The sequence below is a fragment of the Pandoraea morbifera genome, assembly GCF_902459575.1.
Taxonomy (GTDB): domain Bacteria; phylum Pseudomonadota; class Gammaproteobacteria; order Burkholderiales; family Burkholderiaceae; genus Pandoraea; species Pandoraea morbifera.
In genome coordinates this window covers 338,536-360,537 of the sequence record NZ_CABPSD010000002.1, presented here as the reverse complement: position 1 = coordinate 360,537, position 22,002 = coordinate 338,536, and the positions used below count along the sequence as shown (strand labels likewise).

Here is a 22,002-nt window from a genome sequence, read left to right as displayed (position 1 = left end):
TCCTCGTCTCACACCCCGCACCTCGCGCCGGTCAGGCGAGTTCGGCGCGCGTCCGTCATCGCCCGAGGCCGCGTGGCACCGTGTCCATGCTGCACCCTCGATTCACGGCGTAAATACCGCGCATTTACGCAATTTGTTGGCGTCATACGACGCGGCTCCTTATCGTATCCCTCACGACATAAACCGGGCGCTCGTCCGGGACACAAACTTTATCCGCAGGAGACAGGCGGTGATCAATCTGCACGACATCCGTTACGTGCGGCTGGGCACGCGCGACCTCGAAGGTGCAACGCGCTACGCGCGCACCATTCTCGGTTTGCAGGAAGTGCGCCGCGAGGCCGGTTGCGTATTCCTTCGCAGCGACAGCCGCGATCATTCCGTGTGCTATTTCGAGGGGGATCCGACTGATCATACGGTCGCGTTCGACATCGCGAGCGACGCTCACTTCGACGCGGCCGCGGCCCAGCTCGAGGCGATGCGCATCGATTTTCGCCGGGGCACGCGCGACGAGGCGCACCTGCGTCGCGTGGCGGACTTTCTTGCCTTCCGAGATCCCACGGGTAACCGGATCGAGCTGGTGCTGCGCGCGGCGCAGACCGGGCGCGGCTACCACGGCGAGCGCGACGCGGGCATCGATTCGTTCAGTCACGTCGGGTTGTGCACGACCGACGCACGACGCGACGAAGCGTTCTGGACCAGCGTGTGCAACGCGCGTGTGTCGGATCGCATTGGCGAAGCCCCGCTGCTGCGCATCGACGAGGTGCATCACAAGATCGCGCTGTTCCCCGCGCGCCGCGCGGGCATCCAGCACGTGAACTTCCAGGTCAACGGTATCGACGACCTCATGCGCTCCTGGTATTTCCTGCGCGAGCAAGGCGTGCCGATTCGCTTCGGCCCCGGCCGCCATCCGACGTCGCACGCCATGTTCCTGTACTTCGCGGGCCCCGACGGCATGGTCTACGAATACTCCACCGGGGTACGAACGATTGCCCCGGAAGACGAAGCGACGTACGTGCCACGCCAGTTCCCGTTCGATCCGACCGGCTTTTGCATGTGGGGCGCGAAGCCCGAGATTCCCGAATTTTCGGCCTGACGCATCGCGTCGATTTCTCCGGCGACGACAAGCGCCGCGTTTGCCCATGACACCACACACACCCGACGGCGTCGCCGACCTCGATCGCGCCGTGCGCGTGGCGGCTCGCACGCTCGCCCGCGCCGGTCTGGCCCACGCCTATGGCCATTGCAGCGCGCGTCTGGATGCCGATTCCTTCGTCGTTTGCGCTGCCCGCCCGATGGGACTGATCGGCGTGGGCGAGGCGGGCACTGTCGTGCCCGTCGACGGACCGCTGCCGGAAGGCGTGCTCGGCGAGGTCCGTCTGCATCAGCAGATCTATCGCACGCGGCCCGACATCGGCGCAGTCGCCCGCACCATGCCGCCCCGGACGATGTCGCTCTCGACGCTGCGTCGCACGCCACGTGCGCTGCACGGGCCCGGCACCTACTTCGCGCCCGGCGTGCCGCTCTGGGACGATCCGCAACTGATTCGCACCGACGCGCAGGCTGAAGCGGTCATCGCGGCGATGGGCGGCAACGCTGCCGTCGTCATGCGCGGCAACGGCGCGGTCGTCGCGGCGGACACGCTCGAGGCGATGGTCGCGCTCACCTGGTACCTCGAAGACGCCGCACGCGTCGACCTGGAGGTGCTTGCACTCGAAGCCGCGCAGCCCGCGTCGTTTTCCGCCGCAGTGCTCGACGCGGAGGCGTGCGGCGCTCGCGCCACACGTTCGGGCCGCATCATCGAGCGCATGTGGGAATACCTCTCGGCGGGCGACCCCGAATTTCCCCCTATCCGGTGACGCCGCGGCGCGCGGCGTAACACGCAGCGAAACTGCGTCATGCGCAGTTGTTTCAGGTAATCGCCCCCAACCGGTGGCGCGGCATTCACAGAGCGTCGACAACAGATGCCACCGCCCGCCGCCTTGCCCGCGGTCACGACCGCACAGGAGACAGACATGGAAATATCCGCTTTGATGAATCGCAGGGGCATCACGCCGTTTCAATGGCGCGTGATCGCCCTGTGCTTTCTGATCGTCACGCTCGACGGCTTCGACACGGCCGCCATCGGCTATCTCGCGCCGGCCATTCGCACGGAATGGGCGATGGCGACAACGAGCCTTGGTACCGTGTTCGGCGCCGGACTGGGCGGCCTGATGCTCGGCTGCTTCATCTTCGGCCCGTTGGCCGACCGTATCGGCCGCAAGCGGGTGCTGATTCTCTCGGTGATCCTGTTCTCGGTGGGCAGCATCGCCTCGGCCTTCGTCCATAGCCCCAACGAGCTCGCCGTCATGCGCTTCCTGACCGGCATCGGGCTGGGCGGCGCCATGCCCAATGCCATCACGCTGAGCTCGGAGTACTGTGCCGAGCGCATGCGCTCGCTGCTGGTGACGGCCACGTTCTGCGGCTTCACGCTGGGCTTTGCCATCGGTGGCGAGATCGTCGCGCAGACGCTGCCGCACATCGGTTGGCGCGGCGTGCTGATCGCCGGCGGCGTGGTGCCGCTCGCGGTCGTGCCAGTGCTCATGCGCTGGTTGCCGGAGTCGATGCGTTACCTCGCCGCGCGCGGCGATCGCGCCGAGCAGTTGCTGGACATCGCGCGTCAAATCGACCCGCAGGTCACGCGCATCGACCCGGAGGTCGCCCCGGCCGGGGCCTCGGATTCGGCGGTGGGTGGACTGTTCGCCCGTCGTTACGTGGTCGGCACGATGCTGCTCTGGGCGACGTACTTCTGCACGCTCTGCGCGTTCTACCTGCTGACGAGCTGGATGCCGCTCGTCGTCAAGGATTCGGGCTATTCGCTCGCCGAGGCGGCGCGCATCGGCGCAATGCTGCCGCTCGGCGGCACGGTCGGCGCGGTGCTGATCGGCTTCGCCATGGATCGTACGAGCCCGTACCGCGTGCTGGCGGCATCGTATGTGATGGCCGGTGTCGCGCTGTGCGTGCTTGGCTCGGTGACGCACCAGGCCGGATGGCTCATGCTCGTGGTGTTCCTCGCCGGCTTCGGCGTGGCCGGCTCGCAAACCGGTGCCAACGCGTTGACGGCGGCGTATTACCCCACGGCGTCGCGCGCGACCGGCGTCGCATGGGCGCTGGGCGTGGGACGTCTCGGCTCGATTCTCGGGTCGAGTCTGGGCGGCGTGCTGATTGCATCGTCGTCGAGCATCGCGCAGGCGTTCCAGATCGTTGCCATCCCCGCGTTCCTCGCGGCGGGGCTCATGCTGGTGATGCGTCGTCGCGTGAGTTGGGCGGGCGCGCAGACGTCGGCGGCCAAGTCCGCGGCGGGCGCCGTCTGATCCCTTTCGTCGGTTACGGGGCGAACGCCACGCGTTCGCCCTCGCAGCATCCGCCACGCCTTCGTCCCCCGACGCTCGGCGCGGCGGCGCTTCTCGTCGTTCACCGGCCGATACAGGCCGGACCACCACATGACTCCATGGAGACACACCGTGACCCACAAGGGACTGCCCGCGCTCGCGCTGGCCGCCGGTCTGGCGCTGGCCGGCACATCCGCCTCGGCGCAAACCGTAACGCTGTACGGCATTCTGGACACCGGCATCGAATACCTGTCGCATGCCGGCACGAACAACAGCTCGCTCGTGCGCATGCCTTCGAACACCGGCTCGCTGCCATCGCGCTGGGGCCTGCGCGGCGATGAGGATCTCGGTGGTGGCCTGCACACCGTATTCGCGCTCGAGAGCGGCTTCAACGTTCGCGCAGGCGACCTGAACCAGGGCGGCCGGATGTTCGGCCGCCAGGCGTGGGTGGGATTGTCGAATCCTTACGGCACGCTGTCTTTCGGTCGGCAGTACTCAATGACGTTCTGGGTCATGGGCGACGCCGACATTCTCGGCCCCGACCTCTACGGCAGCGGCTCGCTCGACAGTTACATCCCGAATGCGCGCAGCGACAACACGATCGCTTACAAGGGCGTCTTCCATGGCCTGACGCTCGGCGCCACCTACTCGTTCGGTCGCGACAGCGGCGGTACGGGCAACTCGCCGGGACAGGGCACGTGTGCGCAGGTCCCCGACCAGATGACCGCGTGCCGTCAGGTGTCGGCGATGCTCAAGTACGACGCCTCGTGGTTTGGCGTGGCCGGTGCATGGGACGAGCAGCGCGGCGGCGCCGGCGCGGCGGCGAGCTTCTTCAACGGCGCGGCCGCCGTGCCGCTCACCAGTTCGTCCGACAAGGACACGCGCTGGCAATTGAACGGCTATGTGAAGGGCGGTAACTGGAAGGCGGGCGCGGGGTGGCTGGGGCGTCGCGTGCAGACGGCGTCGGCGGCGGTCGCCGATGTGAATTCCGACATGTTCTACGTCGGTGCGCTGTATCAGTTCACCCCGGCGTTCGCGGTGGACGGCGAAGTGTTCCGCATGCTCAACTCGCGTCAGAACACGCGTGCCACGATGGCCACGCTGCGCGGCACTTACTTCCTCTCGAAGCGTACCGCGCTCTACACGCAGGTCGCCTGGCTGGGCAACAGCGAGCATGCCGCCTACTCGGTCAGCTCGGGCGGGCCGGGCGGCGCACCGGTGGCGGGCAGCAATCAACTGGGCGTGAACGTCGGCATGCGTCACACGTTCTGATGCCGTGACGCAAAAGGCCACGGCGCACCGTTCGTAGGGTGCGCCGTGGGTCGTTTTGCGCCTCGCCCGCGTTACAGCAGACCGGCTTCCGCCAACTGGGCGCGACGCGGATCGCCCTGGCGCGAGAGCATCCAGCCCGGGTACTCGCTCGGCAGCGCGCTGGCTGCGTCGATGGCGGACAATTCGCGCTCGTTCAGGGTCACCCGTGTGGCCGCGATATTGTCGTCGAGCTGGTCGATGCGCTTCGCACCGATGATGACGGTGGAGACCACCGGCTGAGCGAGCAGCCAGGCAAGCGCGATCTGCGCGACCGAGACGCCCCTCTCGGCGGCGATGCCGCGCATGACGTCGATCGCGTCGTAGGCGCGTTCCACGTCGACCGGGGGGAACTCGAAGGCCTGACGGCGGCTGCCGGCCTCGCTCTGGCCGTCACGCGTGTACTTGCCGGAGAGCAGGCCGCCCGCGAGCGGACTCCACACCATCAGGCCAACGTTCTCGCTGCGCAGCATCGGCACGATCTCGCGCTCGAGGTCGCGTCCGGCGACCGTGTAGTACGCCTGCAGCGATGCAAAGCTTGCGAGGTTCAGGCGAGCGGAGATGCCCAACGCCTTCGCGATTTGCCAGGCGGCCCAGTTGGACACCCCGATGTAGCGGACGTGCCCGTGGCGTACCAGGGTGTCCAGCGCACCGAGTGTCTCCTCGATCGGCGTGGCCGGGTCGAATCCGTGCACCTGGTAGAGGTCGATGTGATCGAGCTGCATGCGCTTGAGGCTGGCCTTGATGCCGTCCATGATGTGGTAGCGCGACAGGCCTTTCGAGTTGGGGCCTTGCGCTCCCGTTGCACCGAAGACCTTGGTGGCGACCACGACGCTGTCGCGCGGCACCTTGAGGTTGCGCAGCGCCTGGCCGGTAAGCATCTCCGACTGGCCTTCCGAATACACGTCGGCGGTGTCGATGAAGTTGATGCCCGCATCGAGCGCGCGACCCACGAGCGCGTCGACGTCGTTTTGCTGCAGTTGCCCGATCTTGCTCCAGAGTTCGCCCTGCCCGCCGAAGGTCATCGTGCCGAGGCACAGTTCCGAGACGAAGAGGCCGGTGTTGCCGAGTTTGCGTTGTCGCATTGCGTCGCTCCGTTGAATTGGCTGCCCATTGCACGAATCGTTGGGGGAGAGGGTGTGCACGGGATGGGATGGATTATGCGGTGCTGCGTTGGTATGACTGTACTAGCGCGCCGTCGCCCGCGTCAGCCGGGTCAATATTTCCTTGGTCAACCGCTGCCGCGCGGCCTTGTCATAGCCCTCCCAGGGGTCTTGCCTCAGGGAGGAGACGTGTTCCACGGCGTTGCGCACATTCCATGCATCGGCGCCGGGCAATGCCGTCAGATCCTCCCAGCGTACCGGCATCGATACCGCCATGCCTTCGCGCGCCCGCGACGAATAGGCGCACACGGTCGTCGCGCCGCGGTAATTGCGCAGATAGTCGATGAAGCATTTCCCCACGCGATGCTTCGGGCCCATCGTTGCCGTGAAGCGATCCGGAAATATGCGCGACATGTGCCGGGCCACTGCCTCCGCGAAGGCCTTGGCGACGTCCCACTCATGACGGCGAGCCAGCGGTGTCACGATGTGAAGACCGCGCCCCCCGCTGGTTTTCACGAAGGCGGTCAGGCCCAACTCGTCGAGCAATCCGCGAATCAGCCGTGCGCCTTCGACGACGGCCGCGAAATCCAGGCCTTTGCCGGGGTCCAGGTCGAAGATGACGCGATCGGGGCGCTCGATCAGATCGCTTCGGGCATTCCATGTGTGAAACTCGACGGCGCCCATCTGCACCGCGCCGACAAGGCCCCGCACGTCGTCGATCTGCATGAGTGCCGCATGATCGGGATCGAGCGAGGGATCGAGCGTGTGCACGCCGGGCATCGTCTTTGCCGCGTGCTTCTGGAAGAACATCTCGCCGCCGATACCCTCCGGCGCACGCAGTACCGCCACCGGGCGCCCGGCCAGATGCGCAAGCATCCAGGGGGCCACGGCGTGGTAATACGCGGCAAGTTCCGCCTTGGTGACTTCGGAGTGGGTGTCCATCACGCGATCGCCGTGGGTGATCTTCACGGGCAACGAAGCGGATCCTGCGTTCGATTTCGCACTGCGCGGCATTGGCGATGTCTCCTTGTCGGGGCGACCACGGGGGCGGGATGACGCGAGCGCGTTGACGGTTCCGCGCATGCGCGCCTCGCGGCGAATGTCCTTCGCGGGCTTGTCGTCGCGCATCGCCACGAACGACGCCTGGCGCACGTTGCCGTCGCGGGTCCACTCGGCGAAGCGCACCTCGGCCACGAGGGTGGGTTCGAGCCAGTGCACGCGTGCGGCGCCGGCAGGCTTCGGCGCGGGCGACAACGGCGCGCGCGGCGATCGCACGGCATCGAACCGCTTGCGCAGGCGCAGCAAGGCATCGGTGTCGAAGCCCGTGCCGACCTTGCCCGCGTAGCGCAGCGTCTTGCCGTCGTCATCGTAATACCCCAGCAGCAACGCGCCGAATCCTTGCCGCGTGCCGGACGGTTCGGTGAAACCGAGCACGACGAACTCCTGACGCTGCGAGCACTTGAGCTTGCGCCACGCATCGCTGCGTCCCGCGACGTAAGGCGAATCGTCGCGCTTGACCATGATGCCTTCCAGTCCGGCCTCGCACGCGCTATGCCACAGCGATTCGAGTTCGCCACTCACCGGTTGCAGCACGCGCACGGCGTCGGTTTCCCTACCTTCGAATAGCGCCGCGAGCGCGGCCTGTCGTTCGCGCAACGGCATGTCGCGCAAGTCCTCGCCATTGCACCACGGCATATCGAAGACGTAGATCAGGATGGCGTCCTGCGCGTTCGCATCGAAGGCGCGTTGCAACGCCTGGAAATCGGGTAGACCGCGCGCGCCGACGACCACGGCTTCGCCATCGAGCCACGCGTTGGGCAGGGCGCATTTGCGCAGCGCGTCGCACGCGGGACGAAAACGATGCGTCCAGTCCTGCCCCGAGCGCGTGAATACGCGCACGTCGTCGCCGTCGATGCGGATCAGCACGCGGTAACCGTCGAGCTTGATCTCGGCATGCCAGCCCGCGGACGGCGGCGCTGCGTCGACGAGGGTGGCGAGCATCGGGCTGAGTGTCGTCGGCGGGCTTTGGGACGATTGACGAGACGTCTCGCGCGTTCGCGTTCGGGTTGTGGTTTTTGCTTCGGTTCTCGCAGCAGCGGACCGCGTTTGTGTGGCGGCGGGTGTCGACGCCTGGAGCGTGGTGGCGTGGTGTGTGCCATCGCGCCGGTGGATCAGCAGCCATTGCGGTTGACGCGTCGGCTTCGTGGTGCGAACGAGCGTCCAGTCTCCGTCGAGACGCTCGCCATGCAAGGTGAACGACAGCTTGCCGTCCTCATAGTCGCGCCGCGCGTCGCCGTGTGGCTCCCACGTGCCGCTGTCCCAGATGTCGACGTGCCCGGCACCGTAGTTTCCCGGTGGAATGTCGCCCGAAAAATCCGCGTATGCCAACGGATGATCCTCCACCTGAACGGCCAGTCGCGGGCGGCTGACGTCGGGGCTGGGCTGTTTCGGCAGCGCCCACGACTTCAGCGTGCCGTCGAGTTCGAGCCGGAAGTCGTAGTGCAGATGACTGGCGTCATGGCGCTGGATGACATACCGCATCGCGCGTCCTTGCGCGGCGCGCTCGCCGCGCGGTTCTGGCGTCGCCGCGAAATTGCGCCTGGCATCGTAGGCGGCCAAAGCATCGGGCGCGTCGCGCGACGACGAAGGGTGCTGCGAGCGCTTCGGGCGCTTTGGACGTTTCGGACTCGCTTCGCGTCTTGTCATGCGTGACCTCAGTCGGCTTTCGTACGTTTTGCCGTGGGCTGCTTTGACACCTTCGCCGCCTTCGTGGTTTTCCCCGCTTTCGTCGCCTTCGTCGCTTTCGTCGCTTTCGTCGCTTTCGTCGCAGCGGGCTTCCGCGGTTGGCGCGTGGACGCCTTGGCAGCTTTGGCAGCCTTGTCCGCGGCTGCGGTCTTCGGTTCGACATCCTGCACGGCTGCGGCCTCGCGCTTGCCGCGAGTGCCGAGACTCTGCCTGAGCAGGGCCATGAGGTCGGCAGTGCCGCCCGCGCCGGGCAGCTTCGGCGCGCTGGCTTCGATCTGGGCGACCTCGCGTGTCTGGCCCGAAGCGATCTTGCGGTCGATGAGCGCCTTCAGGTCGTCCTGGAACGTGTCGCGAAAGTCCTGTGGGCGCCACGGCCCGGACATCTCGTCGATCAGCCGTACGGCCATGTCCAGTTCGCGCTCGCCCGGCGCGGCGAGTTTGCCGAGCTTCTCGCGGGTCAGGCCGACCTCGGCCGGGTCGCGCATTTCGTCCTGCCAGCGCAGGGTGTCGAGCACCAGCGCATCGCCCGCCGGCGCGAGCACCGCCAGGTGTGCGCGCGTGTGCATCACCACGCGGGCGATACCCAGCTTGCCGGCCTTGACAAGCGCCGCGTGCAACAGGGCGTACGCCTTGGCGCCGCCGCGTTCGGGCACGAGATAGTACGGCGTGTCCAGGTACATGAACGAGACGTCGCTGGCGTCGACGAACGCCAATATGTCGACGGTTTGCGTGGCTGCCGGGTTCGCGGCGCGGATCTCATCGTCGCTGAGCACGACATAGTTGCCCTTTTCGAACTCGTAGCCGTGCACGATCTGGTCGCGCGGCACCTCCTTGCCGTTCTCCTTGTTGACGCGCTTGTAGCCGACCGGCGACATGGTGCGCTTGTCGAGCCAGTCGAGATCGAGCGTGTGCGTGGTGGAGGCGGGAAACAACGTGACCGGCACGTTGACGAGTCCGAAGCTGATAGCACCCTTCCAGATTGCGCGAGCCATATGTGCTCCCAAAGCGGCGTTCCGAGGGTTGGCGCGGGTGAATCATCCAATCGGCAGAATTCACATGACTGGATTGACAGGTGCCCGCGGGCGTCACCTTGCCATTACCTTGCCAGTATAGGAGGCATGAAGGTGCGATCGACGCGCCGTCCTGCGGGTTCCCGGGTATTGATTTTCTCAATGCGTCGTCGCCGGCCATAAGGATTCCTTGATGAAACAAAGCCGATGGACGTCTATCCCACAAAGACCACTGCGACCACTGGAACAGTAGGCAAATCAGACAAGGGAGGTTGACGATGGCGATGATCGTGGCAGGACGGTTCACGACGTTCGATCAGGCGAATCTGGTGGCAAGTCGGCTGTACGACCGGGCGTTCCGGCCGGCCGATGTCTCGGTCTTCTATCTCAATCCCACGGGACAGCACGCCCGGTTTCCCATCGGCGGCGATGTCGATGCGGATGCCGCCGCGCGTCCCGCGGGCCGCGGCGCGGCCCAGGGTGTGATCGCGGGCGGCGCATTCGGATTGGCCGTGGGGGCGCTGCTCTTTGCGTTGGTCTGGCGTTTCTGGTTGGTGCCGGTCGTCGGCATGATGGGCGGCGCCTACCTCGGCGCGTTTTTTGGCGCGTTGCGGCGCATGCGTGGCCGCGAGCGTGTGTCGGCCCGTCAGGCGGGGTTGCGCGACGCCGGCGTGATGCTTGCCACGCACGTGAGCGAGACCACGGCCGACACCGCGATTGCCGTGCTGCGAGATGCCGGGGCGGCCGCGATCGAACAGGCCGACGGCGTTTGGGAGAACGGCGAGTGGCGAGACTTCGATCCGCGCGAGCGCGTGCATCGCGCCCCGGTGCCGGAGGGCCATGCCGAGCCGACCGTCGGCGTGGCGGCGAATGATTTGCCGACGAAGGCGCCTGCGTCGCCCCATGGCGAGACTGGTGGGGCGACGCGGGATCGACGGCCCGAACTGCCAGACCGGCCCGGCCAGCCCGACGATCCGGAAGCTTTCGATCCTGGCCACGGCCGCCCCCGCCGCACGGACTGGTTGTAGAATCGATCACGTCGTCGACAGGAGAACCGCCATGCGATCGATCCACACCGGTTTCGTTGTCTGCCCGACCTGCAAGGCCCGTTTTCCCGTGGCGGCGAGCGAGCCCACCGTCAAGGCGCTGAGCGATTATCTTCATTCGGATGCCGAAGTGAAATGCCCGACGTGCGAAACGGTCTTCACGACGGGCAGCGCCCGGAGCAGCATCGAGTTCGAACCCGTCAATGACGGCGTCACGCTTTCCGCGTCGCCGGAGCGCAGCATCGACGGGTTGGACAATCACTGACGCGCGCGCACTTACAGCGGCGTCATCACCGGCTCACCGGCAAGGTAGCGTCGCGCGTTTTCGAGGAACATCGCGAGCGTGGCCGCCTCGGCTTCCGGTGAGCGCCCGGCCACGTGCGGGCTGAGCACCACGTTCCGCAAATCGATGAGCGCCGCCGGAGGGGAGGGCTCGCCCTCGTAGACGTCGAGTCCGGCGCCGGCGATGGTGCCGTTGCGCAACGCCTCGGCCAGCGCGGCGGTGTCGACGATGCTGCCGCGCCCCAGATTGACCAGAAAGCCGTCTTTGCCCAGGGCTTTCAGGACTTGCGCGTTCACGAGGTGGTGCGACTGCGCGCCGCCGGGCGCGGTCACGACGAGATAGTCAGCCCATTCGGCCAGCGCCAGCACGCTGTCGAAGTATCGGTAATGGGCCGGCACGTCGTCGCGAGGGTTGCGATTGCGATAGCCGATCTGCATGTCGAAGCCTTCGCCGCGCCGGGCGAACTGGCGTCCGACGGCGCCAAGACCCACGATTCCCAGCTTCTTGCCCGACACGCCGGGCTGCATCGGCAGCGCGTCGCGCCACACGCCCTTGCGGCAGGCGGCGTCGTATTCCGGAATGCGGCGCACGGCGGCGAGCAGCAGCGCAAAGCCCTGGTCGGCAACGGTGGGGGCGTTGGCCCCGGCACCGTTGACCGCCGTGATCCGGCGCGCGTGCATGGCGGCAACGTCCAGGTTTTCGTATCCGGCACCCAGTGCGCTCACGAATTCGACCTTTGGCAAATGCGCCAGCTCGGCCGCGCACAGGCCACGTGCACCGTTGGTGAGCACGAAGCGCGCGCGCTCGCCTTCGGCACCCCAGCCTTGCGGCTCGGGATGATGGCTCGGGCGGTAGATCACATCGAAATGGGTCTGCAGTTCGGACAACTGCTCGGGGTGCATCGGGATGACGACCAGCAAGGGGGGCAGCGACACCTTCAATCTCCGTCAGAGGGCATGGGGTTGCATGGCGCACGATGTCGTCCGTCTCGACATTGCGAGCGCGCCGTCACCCAACACTCTAGCCGGATCCCGCACGATTTGCGCGGCACGTCGCCACGCGCCCCGCTCGCGGGGCCGACGCCGACGACGCCACAAAAAATCAGGCGGACGCCAGCGCGGATGGCGACTGGCGTCCGCCGGGGAGAAAGCGTCGTGGTTGCGTGTGCCGAAACGACTCGACGCTTTTCTACGCTGTCCGGGGCGCGTGCGGACGTTTAAGCTTGTCGTCCCGTCAGACCGTGGCGCCCACGGCCAGTGTGGCCTGACGGTGGCGCAGGCGACCCAGCGTGAGCATCGTCAGACCGGCGAGCACGGCAGGTACGCCGATGGCCGCGAACAGCGCCGGCATCGACCAGCCCATGGCCAGCATCGAGGCACCACCCACCGAGCCCACCACCGATCCCAGGCGACCGACGCCGTTGGCCCAGCTCACGCCGGTGGCGCGGCAGTCCGTCGGATAGAAGCCGGCGGACAGCGCGTTGGCGCCGACCTGGCCGCCCGATACGCAGAACCCGGCCCAGAACACCGCGACCGATGCGAGCAGCGGCGAGCCGGCCAGTGGTCCGACCGCCGCGATGCAGACGCCCGCCAGTACGTAAGCCGCTGCCAGCACGTAGTGCGGATTGAGGCGGTCCATCAGCCAGCCGAGCACGATGGCGCCGAGCGTGCCGCCCACCTGGAACATGGCCGTCACGATAGCCGCGTTGCGAAGCGTCAGGCCATTCGTGCGCAGCAGCGTCGGCAACCAGCTCGACAGCAGGTAGATCACGAGCAGACTCATGAAGAACGTGGCCCAGAAGAGCAGCGTGCCGCGCAGCAGTTCGGGCTTGAACAGGTGTCCCACGGGAGATGTGTTCGACGGCCGGGTCGCGAGGTTGAACGTCGCGCCGCGCAGGTCTTCATGCGGGGCGATGCGCTGGAGCGAGGCCGCCACGCGCTCGGGCGACTTGCCGGCCATCACCAGAAAACGCACCGATTCGGGCAGTGCGCGGATCAGCACCACGCCGAGCACGATCGGCATGACCCCGCCGGCGACGAGCACCGAGCGCCAGCCGAATGTCTCGATCAGGCCCGCCGACGCCAGGCCGCCCAGTGCCGAGCCGAGCGTGAAGCCGCAGAACATGGTCGTGACGAGGAACGAGCGGCGCGAGTCGGGACAGTATTCCGAGGTCAGCGTGATTGCGTTGGGCATGGCGCCGCCGAGGCCGAGCCCGGTGAGAAAGCGCAGGGCCACGAGGTGCCACAGGTCAGTCGACCAGGCCGACGCGAGGCTGGCCACGCCGAAGAACATCACGGAAAAGATCAGGATGGTCTTGCGGCCGAACTTGTCGGCGAGCGGTCCGAAGATGAACGCGCCCGCCATCAGGCCGGCCAGCCCGGCGCCGAAAAGCGGGGCGAGCAGGGCGGGCGTGAGCGACCACTCCGCACGAATGGCGGGGGCGATGAAGCCGATGGCTGCCGTGTCGAAGCCGTCGATGGCCACGATCAGGAAGCACAGAACGACGATCATCATCTGGAACGGCGAAATGCGATGCCGGTCGATGAATGCCGTCACGTTGATGGGGGTGGCTGGCATGGTTGTCTCCTCGAAGGTGCCAGAGGCGTTGTCAGCCGACAGGCCGACATCGCCGAACGCGTTGCAGTGTTTGTTGTTATGGGTACCGCATGCCCCCGCGTCGCGGCATGTGACGCTGTGGGCGGTGGCGCGACGTCGTTGGGGATGTCGCGCCAGGGCACTACGTGACTACAGGGTGATTGGGGTGATTGGGGCCGGGCTGTCGTGCGTCTCAGGCGTCGTTGAGCCAGGGCGTTTGCGACAGGCAGTTCTCGGCGCGCCAGCCGTGCAGCCACTGCAGCGCGTCGTAAAATTGCGTTTGCGTACGACCTTTCCACAGCGAGTTGCGCACCCAGCGATCGACGCCCTTCGCGTGGTACACGCGGCCCATGTCGCGCGCGCCGTACAGCACGCGGGCGGTGCGCGGAATGCGCGCATGTTCGTAGCGGCGGAACGCGTCGACGAAATCGCCGTTCGCGGCCGCATACGCCGCGCCCAGCGTGACCGCGTCTTCCAGCGCCTGGCAGGCGCCTTGTGCGATGTATTGCGTCATCGGATGCGCCGCGTCGCCAAGAATCGTGGCGCGCCCGAAGCTCCACTGCTCCACCGGATCTCGGTCGGCGGTGGCCCAGCGTCGCCACGACGTCGGGCGATCGAGCATCTGGTGCGGCAGGGGATCGATCCCCTGGAAGTACGACAGCACCTCTTCCTTGCTGCCGTCGCGCACGCCCCAGACTTCCTGCTCGCGGCTGTGAAACGTGACCACCAGGTTGTATTGCTTGCCGCCGCGCAGCGGGTAGTGCACCAGGTGGCAGTTCGGCCCGGCCCACACGACCGGCGCATTGACCTGCAGGTCCTTCGGCATGTTCTCGACGTCGACGACGGCGCGATACACCACGTGACCGGTCACGCGCGGCTCGTCGCCGATCAGCACGGCACGCACGGCGGACTTCACGCCGTCGCAGCCGATCACGGCGTCGGCCGTGTGGCGCTCGCCATGCTGGTCGATCACCGTCACGCCGTGCGCATCCTGTTCCAGCGTGACCACGCGCGTGGCCGTGCGGAACTGGATCAGCGGGTTGCGTTGCACCGCTTCGAGAATCGACAGGTGGATGTCGGCCCGGTGAATCACGGCATACGGGTTACCGAACCGTTCGCGGTACGGCGCGCCGACGTCGACCTGCGCGATCACGCTGCGATCGATGGCATCGCGAAGCGTGATGTGATCGGTGAAGACCGACCGCCCACGTGCGGCTTCGCCGACGCCGAGGGCGTCGAGCGCGGCGAACGCATTGGCCGCGAGCTGAATGCCCGCGCCGATCTCGCCAATCGTTTCGGCCTGCTCGAGCAATTCGATGCGCACGCCCTGATTGGCGAGCGCGAGGGCGCCGGCCAGGCCGCCGATTCCCCCGCCGACGACGAGGGCCTTGGGTTGATGAGATTGATTCATGATTGTCTCCTGCGGCCCTTCCAGCCGTTGCGGACGTCGATCAGGCCGAATAATCCGGCTGGCGGTTCGGGGCGGCCGCGAGGAACGCCGGGTGCGATTGCGCCACGGCGTATACCGCCATCGCACGCGGATATGCCGACATGTCGCAGCCCATGCGTTGCGCGTTGGCGATCTGCGGCACCAGACACACGTCGGCGAGTGTCGGCGCATCGCCGAAACACCACTTGCCGTGGCCGTGCCTTGCCAGTAGCCGCTCCACGCCTGCCATGCCCTCGGCGATCCAATGGGCGTACCACGTGTCCTTCTGCTGCGCCGACAGCCCCATCGGGCCCTGCAGGTACTTCAGGACGCGCAGGTTGTTCACCGGATGGATGTCGCAACTGATGAGCATCGAGAGTTCCAGCACGCGCGCGCGGGCCTCGATGTCGCGCGGGATCAGCGGCGTGCCCGGATACTTTGCGTCGAGGTAGTCGAGAATCGCGAGCGACTGGCCGAGCGACACATCGCCGTCGACCAGCGCCGGCACCGTCGCCGACGGATTGACCTCGTCCACGTAGGCTTCGGCGCGATGCTCACCCACACGGATATTCACCGGCACGGTGTCGAACGACAGCCCTTTGAGCGCGAGCGCGATGCGCACGCGATACGACGTCGAGCTGTTGAAAAAGCTGTAGAGCTGCATGACCTTGCCTCAGACCACGCGCACGGTGATCTCGCCGAGGCCTTCGACGGCCGTGACCATGGTCTCGCCCGCCTTGACCGGGCCCACGCCTTCCGGCGTGCCGGTATAGATCAGATCGCCCGGTTCCAGGCGGAAGAACTGCGACAGATACGAGACCGTTTCGGCCACCGACCAGATCAGGTGCGTGATGTCGCTCTTCTGCTTCTGCACCCCGTCGACCGTCAGCGAAATCGCGGCCTTTTCGATATGGCCGACGCTCGCGGCGGGGTGGATCGGGCCGATCGGCGCCGAGGCGTCGAAGGCCTTGCCGATTTCCCACGGACGGCCCATCTCGCGCATTTTCATTTGCAGGTCGCGACGCGTCATGTCCAGGCCCACGGCGTAGCCCCACACGTGCTCGAGCGCCTGCTCGAGGGGGATGTCCGAACCGGCCTTGCCGATCACGGCGACCAGCTCCGCTTCGTAGTGGTAGTTGCTCGTTTGCGCGGGGTACTTCAGTTCGAGCGTCTCGCCATAGGCCACCGGAATCACGGCGTCGGCCGGCTTGCAGAAGAAGAACGGCGGTTCACGGTCCGGATCGAAGCCCATTTCGCGGGCGTGCGCGGCATAGTTGCGGCCGACGCAGTACACGCGGCGCACGGCGAACTGATCGTTGCTGCCAACAACGGGAATGGCGACGGTGGCGGGCGGAGCGAAGACGAAGGACATAGGTTTTGACTCGACGAATAAAGAGGAAAGCGGGGCGCCGCGTTGCGCGTGCTTCGTGTGCGATGTCCGCGGGGCCGATGTGTCGTGTGTGCGCGCTGACTCAGGTGCGCGACTCGCGCAGCAGATTCAGCGCGGCAAGTACCGGGCGATCGGAGTAGCTGAAAAGCACGGCGTCTTCGAGCGCGGCGAGCTGCACCGGCGCCCACGACGGCACGACGAAGTGATCGCGCGGCTCGAACTGGAACGTCTCGTCGCCGATGCGCACCGTGCCGCGACCTTCCACGACCGAGAAAACGGTGGCGTCGGTGCTGCGATAGGTCTTGCCCTGGAAGCCTGCCGGGAGGTACTGCATGAAGGTCGCCATCGTCGGCATCGGCCAGCCGCCGGTGGCCGGATTCACGTAGCGCAGTTTGATGCCGTCCCACGCATCGAGCTCGCCGTTGCGGTACAGCGTGTCGAGCGCTTCGCGCGAGCGCTCGTACGGATAGCTGAAGATCGGCGACGTGGGATCGCTCACCTTGTGGTGCACCGGCAACATGTTGAACCCGTAGCGCGCAAAGCTGTCGCCCTCGGGCCGCTGCACGGGCTGCTGCGATTCGGGGTAGTTCTCCGCGAAGCCGGCATCGAAATACTGGACGAGCGGAATGTCGAGACCGTCGAGCCACACCACCGGTTCGCCGTCCGCGGGGTTGCCGTGGTCGTGCCACGTCCACGACGGCGTGATGATGAAGTCGCCCGGGTGCATCGTGGTGCGCTCGCCGTTCACGGCGGTCCAGGCCCCACGGCCTTCGACGATGAAGCGCAGCGCCGACTGCGTATGCCGGTGACTCGGCGCGATCTCGCCCGGCAGGATCAGTTGCAGCCCGGCGTAGAGCGAGCCGGTAATGCTCGACGAGCCGGGGGTGCCCGGATTCTGCAGAATCAGCACGCGCCGCACTGCTTCCTCGGCGCTGATGACTCGCCCGGCTTCCATAACCAGCGGACGCACTTCGTTGTATTTCCAGATCGCGGGCACCACGCGCGGGCGCGGTTGCGGGGGCACGAGGCTGTGCAGCGATTCCCACAGCGGGGCCATGTGGTTGCGGCCGATGTGCTCGTAATACGCAGCGCGCTCGGCGCTGGGGGCGCGTTCGGACATGCTTGTCTCCGGAGGTGGCAGGGGGCCCGGTCGGCGGGCGCCGCATTTGTGTCTTCTCGGTGTCGAGCAGGGCGCGCGCGGCGGGCTTTCGGGTCTATGGATAGCGTTATACTCGGCGAGACATATTCTTTGAAATGAAATAATCATCGGATCCATACGAAAATTCGTATGGGTCGAGACGATTTTGGGGCGCCCCCGGGGGTGCCCGGAGACTGCGCATGGATTGGACCCATCGCCTGCGTCTGCGCAACCTGCAGATGCTCCTGACCCTCGCGGAGACCGGCAACATGAGCCAGTCCGCCACGCTGCTCAACACGACGCAGCCCGGATTGTCGAAGTGGCTCAAGGATCTCGAGGACGATATCGGGCTGCCACTGTTCGAGCGTCAGGCGCGCGGATTGCGCCCGACGGTGTACGGGGAATCCCTGATCGAACATGCGCGCCGCATCGAGGCGCAACTCGATACCGCGCGCGACGATCTCGACGCCATGCGCGAGGGCGGCAGCGGTCTGGTGGCGATCGGCACGTCGGGCGCGTCGTCGGCGGACACGGTGCCGCTCGCCGTGCTGCTGCTTCTGCAGCGCATGCCGCGTGTGCAGGCGCGCGTGATCGAGAACACGATGGACCGGTTGATGAATCAGCTCGCGCACAGCGAGATCGATATCGTGGTCGGGCGCTCGGCCCCGGAATTGCAGGATCGCAACGTGCGCGCCGAAGCGCTCTATCTGGAGCCGCTGCACTTCGTCGCGCGAGCCCGGCATCCGGTCTTTTCGCTCGGGCAGGTGCAGTGGGAGGACATTCAGCGCTACCGCTGGGTCGTGTGGCCGCGCGGCACGCCGATACGCAATGCGCTCGAGGCGGCGCTCGCCGAAGCCGGGTATCCGCTGCCGAACGACACGGTGGAGTCGAACTCCACGATTCTCAATCTGACGCTGCTCAACAACAGCGACATGATCGGGCTGGCGTCGCACCGCACGGCCAGCCGCTTGCAGGCGCTCGGCGCGCTGCGGATCGTGCCGCTGCGACTGGCGGGATTCGGCGCGATCTCGATGTACTGGCGCGACGACGGCGCCAACCGCGCGGCCGTGGCGGCTGCCCTCGAGTGCTTGCGCAGTGCGGCCACGCGCTCCACCGGCGACGCGGTGACCGGCGTCATGGAACTGCGGTAGTCCCATCGATCGCCGAGATCCGGGGGCGGCCGTTTGCTACACTTGCCGCCTGTCGAAGTCACTCTCTCGGGGCGTCAATGATTGGCCGCATCTCCGGCACGCTGCTGGAAAAGAATCCGCCGCACATCCTGGTCGATTGCCAGGGCGTGGGCTACGAAATATCGGTGCCGATGAGCACCTTCTTCAATTTGCCGGGCGTCGGCGAGCGCGTCACGCTGCTCACCCAGTTCATCGTGCGGGAGGACGCCCAACTGCTGTTCGGCTTCGGCTCGCCCGACGAGCGAAATACGTTTCGCGAACTGCTCAAGATCTCCGGCGTCGGTGCGCGCACCGCACTGGCGATCCTCTCGGGCATGAGCGTTGCGGACATCGCACAGGCCGTGACGCTGCAGGAATCGGGACGTTTGACCAAGATCCCCGGCATCGGCAAGAAGACGGCCGAACGGCTGCTTCTCGAGCTCAAGGGGAAGCTCGGGGCGCAGTTGGGCACCGTGGCCGGCGTCGCCACGCCGCACGATCACAAGAGCGATGTCGTGAACGCGCTGCTCGCACTGGGTTATTCCGACAAGGAAGCGCTTGCCGCCGTCAAGTCCGTGCCCGAAGGCACGGGCGTATCGGAGGGCATCAAGCACGCACTCAAGTCACTCTCCAAGGCATGAGGTTCGGTCGGGGCGGGAAGAAGACGCCGCCATGACGATCGCGTGAGGACACGACATGCAACTGCGATGGCTGGAAGACTTCGTCGAACTCGCGCGAACGCGCAGCTTCACGCGTGCGGCGGAGAACCGCTTCGTCACGCACCCGGCCTTCGGGCGGCGCATCCGCGCGCTGGAAGAATGGGTGGGCACCCGGCTCGTCGAGCGCAGCAAGCCGTTGGAGCTCACGGCGGCCGGCAACGTATTTCTCGACGCCGCGACCAACGCGCTCGACATTCTTCACAGCGCTCGCACCCAACTGCAGGACGCCGCGCCAACGCTGGAAAACAATCTGAAAATCGCCACCGGGCGCACGCTCGCCGCGACATTCTTCCCCGATTGGTACGACCAGATGGTCGCGCGCGTCGGCTTCTTCAGCGCCACGCTGTCCACGAGCGGGGCGGAAGAGGCGATTCTTCGACTGGCGGCGGGCGAGGTGGATCTGCTGATCGTGTATTCGAGCGCACACACGCGGCTGCTCATCGACCAGGAGCGGTTCGACTGGCTCAGCGTGGCGCGTGAAGTGCTGGTACCGGTCAGCGCCCTCGACGCCAAGGGACGCGCCAGATATCGTCTGACGGGCGGCCCGGCGCCGATTCCGTGGCTGGCGTTCACGCGCACGCTCACGCTGCGCGCCGTACTGGCCCGCCACCTCGCGGAGATGCCGAACCGCCCGATGCTCAAGCCCGTATACCAGGCCGATTCCTACGAGGCGATTCTGGCAATGGCACGTCGGGGCACTGGCATTGCGTGGTTGCCTCAGCGTCTGGTGGCCGATGATGTTGCACGCGGCACACTGGCCATCGTCGGCGGCAAGGATTGGCAGATCGGGTTCGACATCGCGCTTTATCGCCGCGCTCACCAGCCGCACAACGTGCTCGACGCCATCTGGCAGAGCGCCCGACAGGTGTCAGGCGAGGACGCCTGACACCGCCAGCGAGCCAGCGAGCGCAAGGCCGGAGCAGCGAGCGCTCGCCCCGGCTAATGCGATCAGTGCTCGTGGTGCAGGTACTTCGCCTGACGGGGCAGGCGCAGGCTCACGAGGAACGCCACGATCATCATGCCGGTGACGTACCAGTAGAAGGTCGGCTCCATGCCGGCCTTCTTGAGGCCGAGGGCCACGTATTCGGCCGAACCGCCGAAGATGGCGTTGGCCACCGCGTAGGCGAGGCCCACGCCGAGCGCGCGGACTTCGATGGGGAACATCTCGGCCTTCACGATACCGCTGATCGACGTGTAGAAACTCACGATCGCCAGCGCCAGGCAGATCAACAGGAATGCGGCGGTCGGGCTTTGCACGGTCTTGAGCGCGGTCAGGATTGGCACCGTGGCGATCGCGCCGAGCGCGCCGAACAACAGCATGTTGTTGCGGCGACCGATCTTGTCCGAGAGCATGCCGAAAATCGGCTGCATGCACATGTAGACGAACAGGCAGCCGGTCATCACGTAGCTGGCCGTCTTGATCGGCATGCCGGCCGTGTTCACCAGATACTTCTGCATGTAGGTCGTGAACGTGTAGAAGATCAGCGAGCCGCCCGCGGTGTAGCCGAGCACCGTGAAGAACGCCGCCTTGTGATGACGGAACAGACCCGCGAGCGTGCCCGCCTCGCTGTTGCTGCGGCTCGCTTTCGTCGACGTCTCATGCAGCGTGCGACGCAGCATCAGCGCCACGACGGCCGTGACCGCGCCGACCACGAACGGAATGCGCCAGCCCCACGCCCTGAGCTCGGCGTCGGACAGCAACTGCTGAAGAATCACGACCACGAGCACGGCAAGCAACTGTCCGCCGATGAGCGTCACGTACTGGAACGAGGAGAAGAAGCCGCGGCGGCCCTTGAGCGCCACTTCGCTCATGTACGTGGCCGTGGTGCCGTACTCGCCGCCCACCGACAAGCCTTGCAGCAAGCGTGCGAGCAGCAGCAGCGCGGGCGCCCAGGTGCCGATACTGGCGTAAGTCGGCAATGCCGCGATCAGCAGCGAGCCGAAGCACATCATCATCACGGAGATGACCATCGAGTTCTTGCGGCCGTTGCGATCCGCGATACGGCCGAAGAGCCAGCCGCCGATGGGGCGCATCAGGAAGCCGGCGGCGAACACCCCGGCGGTGTTGAGCAATTGTGCCGTGGGATCGGCGCTCGGGAAAAATGCGGGGGCGAAGTAGATCGCACAGAACGCATAGATGTAAAAGTCGAACCACTCGACCAGGTTCCCGGACGATGCCGCAACGATCGCGAAAACGCGTTTGCGAACTTCTTCGGGGGTGGGTGGCGTGTCGATTCCGGCGGGGGTTGTCGCTGTGTCTCTCATTTCTACTGGCGATGGGGCATCGCGTTAATTACTGCGTTTGCAACATGACGCACCGGCGGTTCGCCGCATCCAGCCCATATATACATTTCATATATGAAGGAGGCAGGCGCCGACGCGTCGCGGGGGCGGGGCCACTATAGCGGGTCGGAACGGGGACAGACAATGCCCGCAGTGCGTTTCGATTATTGTGAATATGGAAACAATCGTCTCGATTGTTGCGTTGCAGCATGGTGATGGCGCCCGCCGGGCGGGCGTTCGCGTGATCGTGGCGCTTGTTTCGGTGACCGCGACGGGCAAGCAGAAAACACCAAAATATTTTTGATCGCATACCCCCGCCGGCTCAGCCGCCGTCGTCTTCCTTGGCGAACTGAAGCGCGACGGTAGAGCCGTCGGCGACGGCCACCCGCGCTGATGCGTCGCCGGGATCGATCTTG

The 22,002-nt window shown here is 66.4% G+C and carries 20 protein-coding genes; 10 read left to right on the top strand and 10 right to left on the bottom strand.

The features are described 5' to 3' along the window. The first annotated feature begins 229 nt into the window (after positions 1 to 229). From PMO31116_RS05060 to PMO31116_RS05045, 4 genes are all read left to right on the top strand, one after another. Complete coding sequence (locus PMO31116_RS05060) at positions 230 to 1,093, top strand: VOC family protein (RefSeq protein ID WP_150565757.1); 864 nt, start codon at positions 230 to 232, stop codon at positions 1,091 to 1,093. 46 nt (positions 1,094 to 1,139) lie between these two features. Continuing rightward, a complete protein-coding gene (locus PMO31116_RS05055; RefSeq protein ID WP_150565756.1) occupies positions 1,140 to 1,856 on the top strand; it encodes a class II aldolase/adducin family protein in 717 nt (238 codons plus the stop codon). A 156-nt stretch (positions 1,857 to 2,012) separates the two neighbouring features. Then, positions 2,013 to 3,350 carry an MFS transporter gene (locus tag PMO31116_RS05050; RefSeq protein WP_150565755.1) on the top strand — a complete coding sequence of 446 codons (1,338 nt, stop codon included), beginning with the start codon at positions 2,013 to 2,015 and terminating at the stop codon, positions 3,348 to 3,350. A gap of 165 nt (positions 3,351 to 3,515) precedes the next feature. Further along, positions 3,516 to 4,640, top strand: a complete 1,125-nt coding sequence (locus tag PMO31116_RS05045; RefSeq protein WP_246185165.1) for a porin — start codon at positions 3,516 to 3,518, stop codon at positions 4,638 to 4,640. A 71-nt stretch (positions 4,641 to 4,711) separates the two neighbouring features. On the opposite strand, the gene PMO31116_RS05040 is transcribed toward PMO31116_RS05045, so the two are convergent. From PMO31116_RS05040 to ku, 3 genes are all read right to left on the bottom strand, one after another. After that, positions 4,712 to 5,761 (bottom strand): aldo/keto reductase, encoded by a 1,050-nt coding sequence (locus PMO31116_RS05040; protein WP_150565753.1) that lies wholly within the window; start codon positions 5,759 to 5,761, stop codon positions 4,712 to 4,714. A gap of 102 nt (positions 5,762 to 5,863) precedes the next feature. Continuing rightward, positions 5,864 to 8,485 carry a DNA ligase D gene (ligD, locus tag PMO31116_RS05035; protein WP_150565752.1) on the bottom strand — a complete coding sequence of 874 codons (2,622 nt, stop codon included), beginning with the start codon at positions 8,483 to 8,485 and terminating at the stop codon, positions 5,864 to 5,866. An 8-nt stretch (positions 8,486 to 8,493) separates the two neighbouring features. Continuing rightward, entirely contained in the window at positions 8,494 to 9,516 is a 1,023-nt protein-coding gene (gene ku / locus PMO31116_RS05030) for a non-homologous end joining protein Ku (RefSeq protein WP_150565751.1), read from the bottom strand. 296 nt (positions 9,517 to 9,812) lie between these two features. On the opposite strand from ku, the gene PMO31116_RS05025 reads away from it, so the two are divergent. Beyond that, a complete protein-coding gene (locus PMO31116_RS05025) occupies positions 9,813 to 10,562 on the top strand; it encodes a hypothetical protein (protein ID WP_343038592.1) in 750 nt (249 codons plus the stop codon). 31 nt (positions 10,563 to 10,593) lie between these two features. Then, on the top strand, positions 10,594 to 10,845 hold the full coding sequence (locus PMO31116_RS05020; RefSeq protein WP_023597675.1) for an MJ0042-type zinc finger domain-containing protein: 252 nt from the start codon (positions 10,594 to 10,596) through the stop codon (positions 10,843 to 10,845). 11 nt (positions 10,846 to 10,856) lie between these two features. Here PMO31116_RS05020 and PMO31116_RS05015 read toward each other — a convergent pair whose 3' ends face one another. From PMO31116_RS05015 to gtdA, 6 genes are all read right to left on the bottom strand, one after another. Continuing rightward, entirely contained in the window at positions 10,857 to 11,765 is a 909-nt protein-coding gene (locus tag PMO31116_RS05015) for a 2-hydroxyacid dehydrogenase (protein WP_174970899.1), read from the bottom strand. A 331-nt stretch (positions 11,766 to 12,096) separates the two neighbouring features. Next, a complete protein-coding gene (locus PMO31116_RS05010; RefSeq protein ID WP_150565749.1) occupies positions 12,097 to 13,440 on the bottom strand; it encodes an MFS transporter in 1,344 nt (447 codons plus the stop codon). A gap of 211 nt (positions 13,441 to 13,651) precedes the next feature. Further along, positions 13,652 to 14,869: a 3-hydroxybenzoate 6-monooxygenase gene (locus PMO31116_RS05005; RefSeq protein ID WP_150565748.1), complete on the bottom strand. Its 1,218-nt coding sequence runs from the start codon at positions 14,867 to 14,869 to the stop codon at positions 13,652 to 13,654. A gap of 40 nt (positions 14,870 to 14,909) precedes the next feature. Next, positions 14,910 to 15,551 (bottom strand): maleylacetoacetate isomerase, encoded by a 642-nt coding sequence (maiA, locus tag PMO31116_RS05000; protein ID WP_150565747.1) that lies wholly within the window; start codon positions 15,549 to 15,551, stop codon positions 14,910 to 14,912. A gap of 9 nt (positions 15,552 to 15,560) precedes the next feature. After that, positions 15,561 to 16,259 carry a fumarylacetoacetate hydrolase family protein gene (locus tag PMO31116_RS04995; RefSeq protein WP_150565746.1) on the bottom strand — a complete coding sequence of 233 codons (699 nt, stop codon included), beginning with the start codon at positions 16,257 to 16,259 and terminating at the stop codon, positions 15,561 to 15,563. 100 nt (positions 16,260 to 16,359) lie between these two features. Then, positions 16,360 to 17,397 (bottom strand): gentisate 1,2-dioxygenase, encoded by a 1,038-nt coding sequence (gtdA, locus tag PMO31116_RS04990; protein ID WP_150565745.1) that lies wholly within the window; start codon positions 17,395 to 17,397, stop codon positions 16,360 to 16,362. Between the two features lie 218 nt (positions 17,398 to 17,615). On the opposite strand from gtdA, the gene PMO31116_RS04985 reads away from it, so the two are divergent. The 3 genes from PMO31116_RS04985 (at position 17,616) to PMO31116_RS04975 (ending at position 20,189) form a co-directional block, all read left to right on the top strand. Further along, positions 17,616 to 18,566 (top strand): LysR family transcriptional regulator, encoded by a 951-nt coding sequence (locus PMO31116_RS04985; RefSeq protein WP_150565744.1) that lies wholly within the window; start codon positions 17,616 to 17,618, stop codon positions 18,564 to 18,566. Between the two features lie 77 nt (positions 18,567 to 18,643). Continuing rightward, a complete protein-coding gene (ruvA, locus tag PMO31116_RS04980; RefSeq protein ID WP_150565743.1) occupies positions 18,644 to 19,225 on the top strand; it encodes a Holliday junction branch migration protein RuvA in 582 nt (193 codons plus the stop codon). A 55-nt stretch (positions 19,226 to 19,280) separates the two neighbouring features. Further along, positions 19,281 to 20,189 (top strand): LysR family transcriptional regulator, encoded by a 909-nt coding sequence (locus PMO31116_RS04975; RefSeq protein WP_150565742.1) that lies wholly within the window; start codon positions 19,281 to 19,283, stop codon positions 20,187 to 20,189. Between the two features lie 62 nt (positions 20,190 to 20,251). Here the strand turns inward: PMO31116_RS04975 and PMO31116_RS04970 are convergent, their stop codons facing one another. Continuing rightward, complete coding sequence (locus PMO31116_RS04970) at positions 20,252 to 21,568, bottom strand: MFS family transporter (RefSeq protein WP_150565741.1); 1,317 nt, start codon at positions 21,566 to 21,568, stop codon at positions 20,252 to 20,254. A 193-nt stretch (positions 21,569 to 21,761) separates the two neighbouring features. Between PMO31116_RS04970 and PMO31116_RS24250 the strand changes: the two genes are divergently transcribed. Further along, the gene (locus PMO31116_RS24250; RefSeq protein WP_281350098.1) at positions 21,762 to 21,890 is read left to right on the top strand and encodes a hypothetical protein; all 129 of its coding nucleotides are present in this window, start codon (positions 21,762 to 21,764) and stop codon (positions 21,888 to 21,890) included. The last annotated feature ends 112 nt before the right edge of the window (positions 21,891 to 22,002 follow it).

What these genes read in the sequence shown, in the direction of transcription:
- PMO31116_RS05055 (WP_150565756.1), top strand. Translation starts at nt 1,140, where the DNA reads ATGACACCACACACACCCGACGGCGTCGCCGACCTCGATCGCGCCGTG.
- PMO31116_RS05050 (WP_150565755.1), top strand. Translation starts at nt 2,013, where the DNA reads ATGGAAATATCCGCTTTGATGAATCGCAGGGGCATCACGCCGTTTCAA.
- PMO31116_RS05040 (WP_150565753.1), bottom strand. Translation starts at nt 5,761, where the DNA reads ATGCGACAACGCAAACTCGGCAACACCGGCCTCTTCGTCTCGGAACTG.
- ligD (WP_150565752.1), bottom strand. Translation starts at nt 8,485, where the DNA reads ATGACAAGACGCGAAGCGAGTCCGAAACGTCCAAAGCGCCCGAAGCGC.
- ku (WP_150565751.1), bottom strand. Translation starts at nt 9,516, where the DNA reads ATGGCTCGCGCAATCTGGAAGGGTGCTATCAGCTTCGGACTCGTCAAC.
- PMO31116_RS05025 (WP_343038592.1), top strand. Translation starts at nt 9,813, where the DNA reads ATGGCGATGATCGTGGCAGGACGGTTCACGACGTTCGATCAGGCGAAT.
- PMO31116_RS05020 (WP_023597675.1), top strand. Translation starts at nt 10,594, where the DNA reads ATGCGATCGATCCACACCGGTTTCGTTGTCTGCCCGACCTGCAAGGCC.
- PMO31116_RS05015 (WP_174970899.1), bottom strand. Translation starts at nt 11,765, where the DNA reads ATGCACCCCGAGCAGTTGTCCGAACTGCAGACCCATTTCGATGTGATC.
- PMO31116_RS05010 (WP_150565749.1), bottom strand. Translation starts at nt 13,440, where the DNA reads ATGCCAGCCACCCCCATCAACGTGACGGCATTCATCGACCGGCATCGC.
- PMO31116_RS05005 (WP_150565748.1), bottom strand. Translation starts at nt 14,869, where the DNA reads ATGAATCAATCTCATCAACCCAAGGCCCTCGTCGTCGGCGGGGGAATC.
- maiA (WP_150565747.1), bottom strand. Translation starts at nt 15,551, where the DNA reads ATGCAGCTCTACAGCTTTTTCAACAGCTCGACGTCGTATCGCGTGCGC.
- PMO31116_RS04995 (WP_150565746.1), bottom strand. Translation starts at nt 16,259, where the DNA reads ATGTCCTTCGTCTTCGCTCCGCCCGCCACCGTCGCCATTCCCGTTGTT.
- gtdA (WP_150565745.1), bottom strand. Translation starts at nt 17,397, where the DNA reads ATGTCCGAACGCGCCCCCAGCGCCGAGCGCGCTGCGTATTACGAGCAC.
- PMO31116_RS04985 (WP_150565744.1), top strand. Translation starts at nt 17,616, where the DNA reads ATGGATTGGACCCATCGCCTGCGTCTGCGCAACCTGCAGATGCTCCTG.
- ruvA (WP_150565743.1), top strand. Translation starts at nt 18,644, where the DNA reads ATGATTGGCCGCATCTCCGGCACGCTGCTGGAAAAGAATCCGCCGCAC.
- PMO31116_RS04975 (WP_150565742.1), top strand. Translation starts at nt 19,281, where the DNA reads ATGCAACTGCGATGGCTGGAAGACTTCGTCGAACTCGCGCGAACGCGC.
- PMO31116_RS04970 (WP_150565741.1), bottom strand. Translation starts at nt 21,568, where the DNA reads ATGAGAGACACAGCGACAACCCCCGCCGGAATCGACACGCCACCCACC.
- PMO31116_RS24250 (WP_281350098.1), top strand. Translation starts at nt 21,762, where the DNA reads ATGGAAACAATCGTCTCGATTGTTGCGTTGCAGCATGGTGATGGCGCC.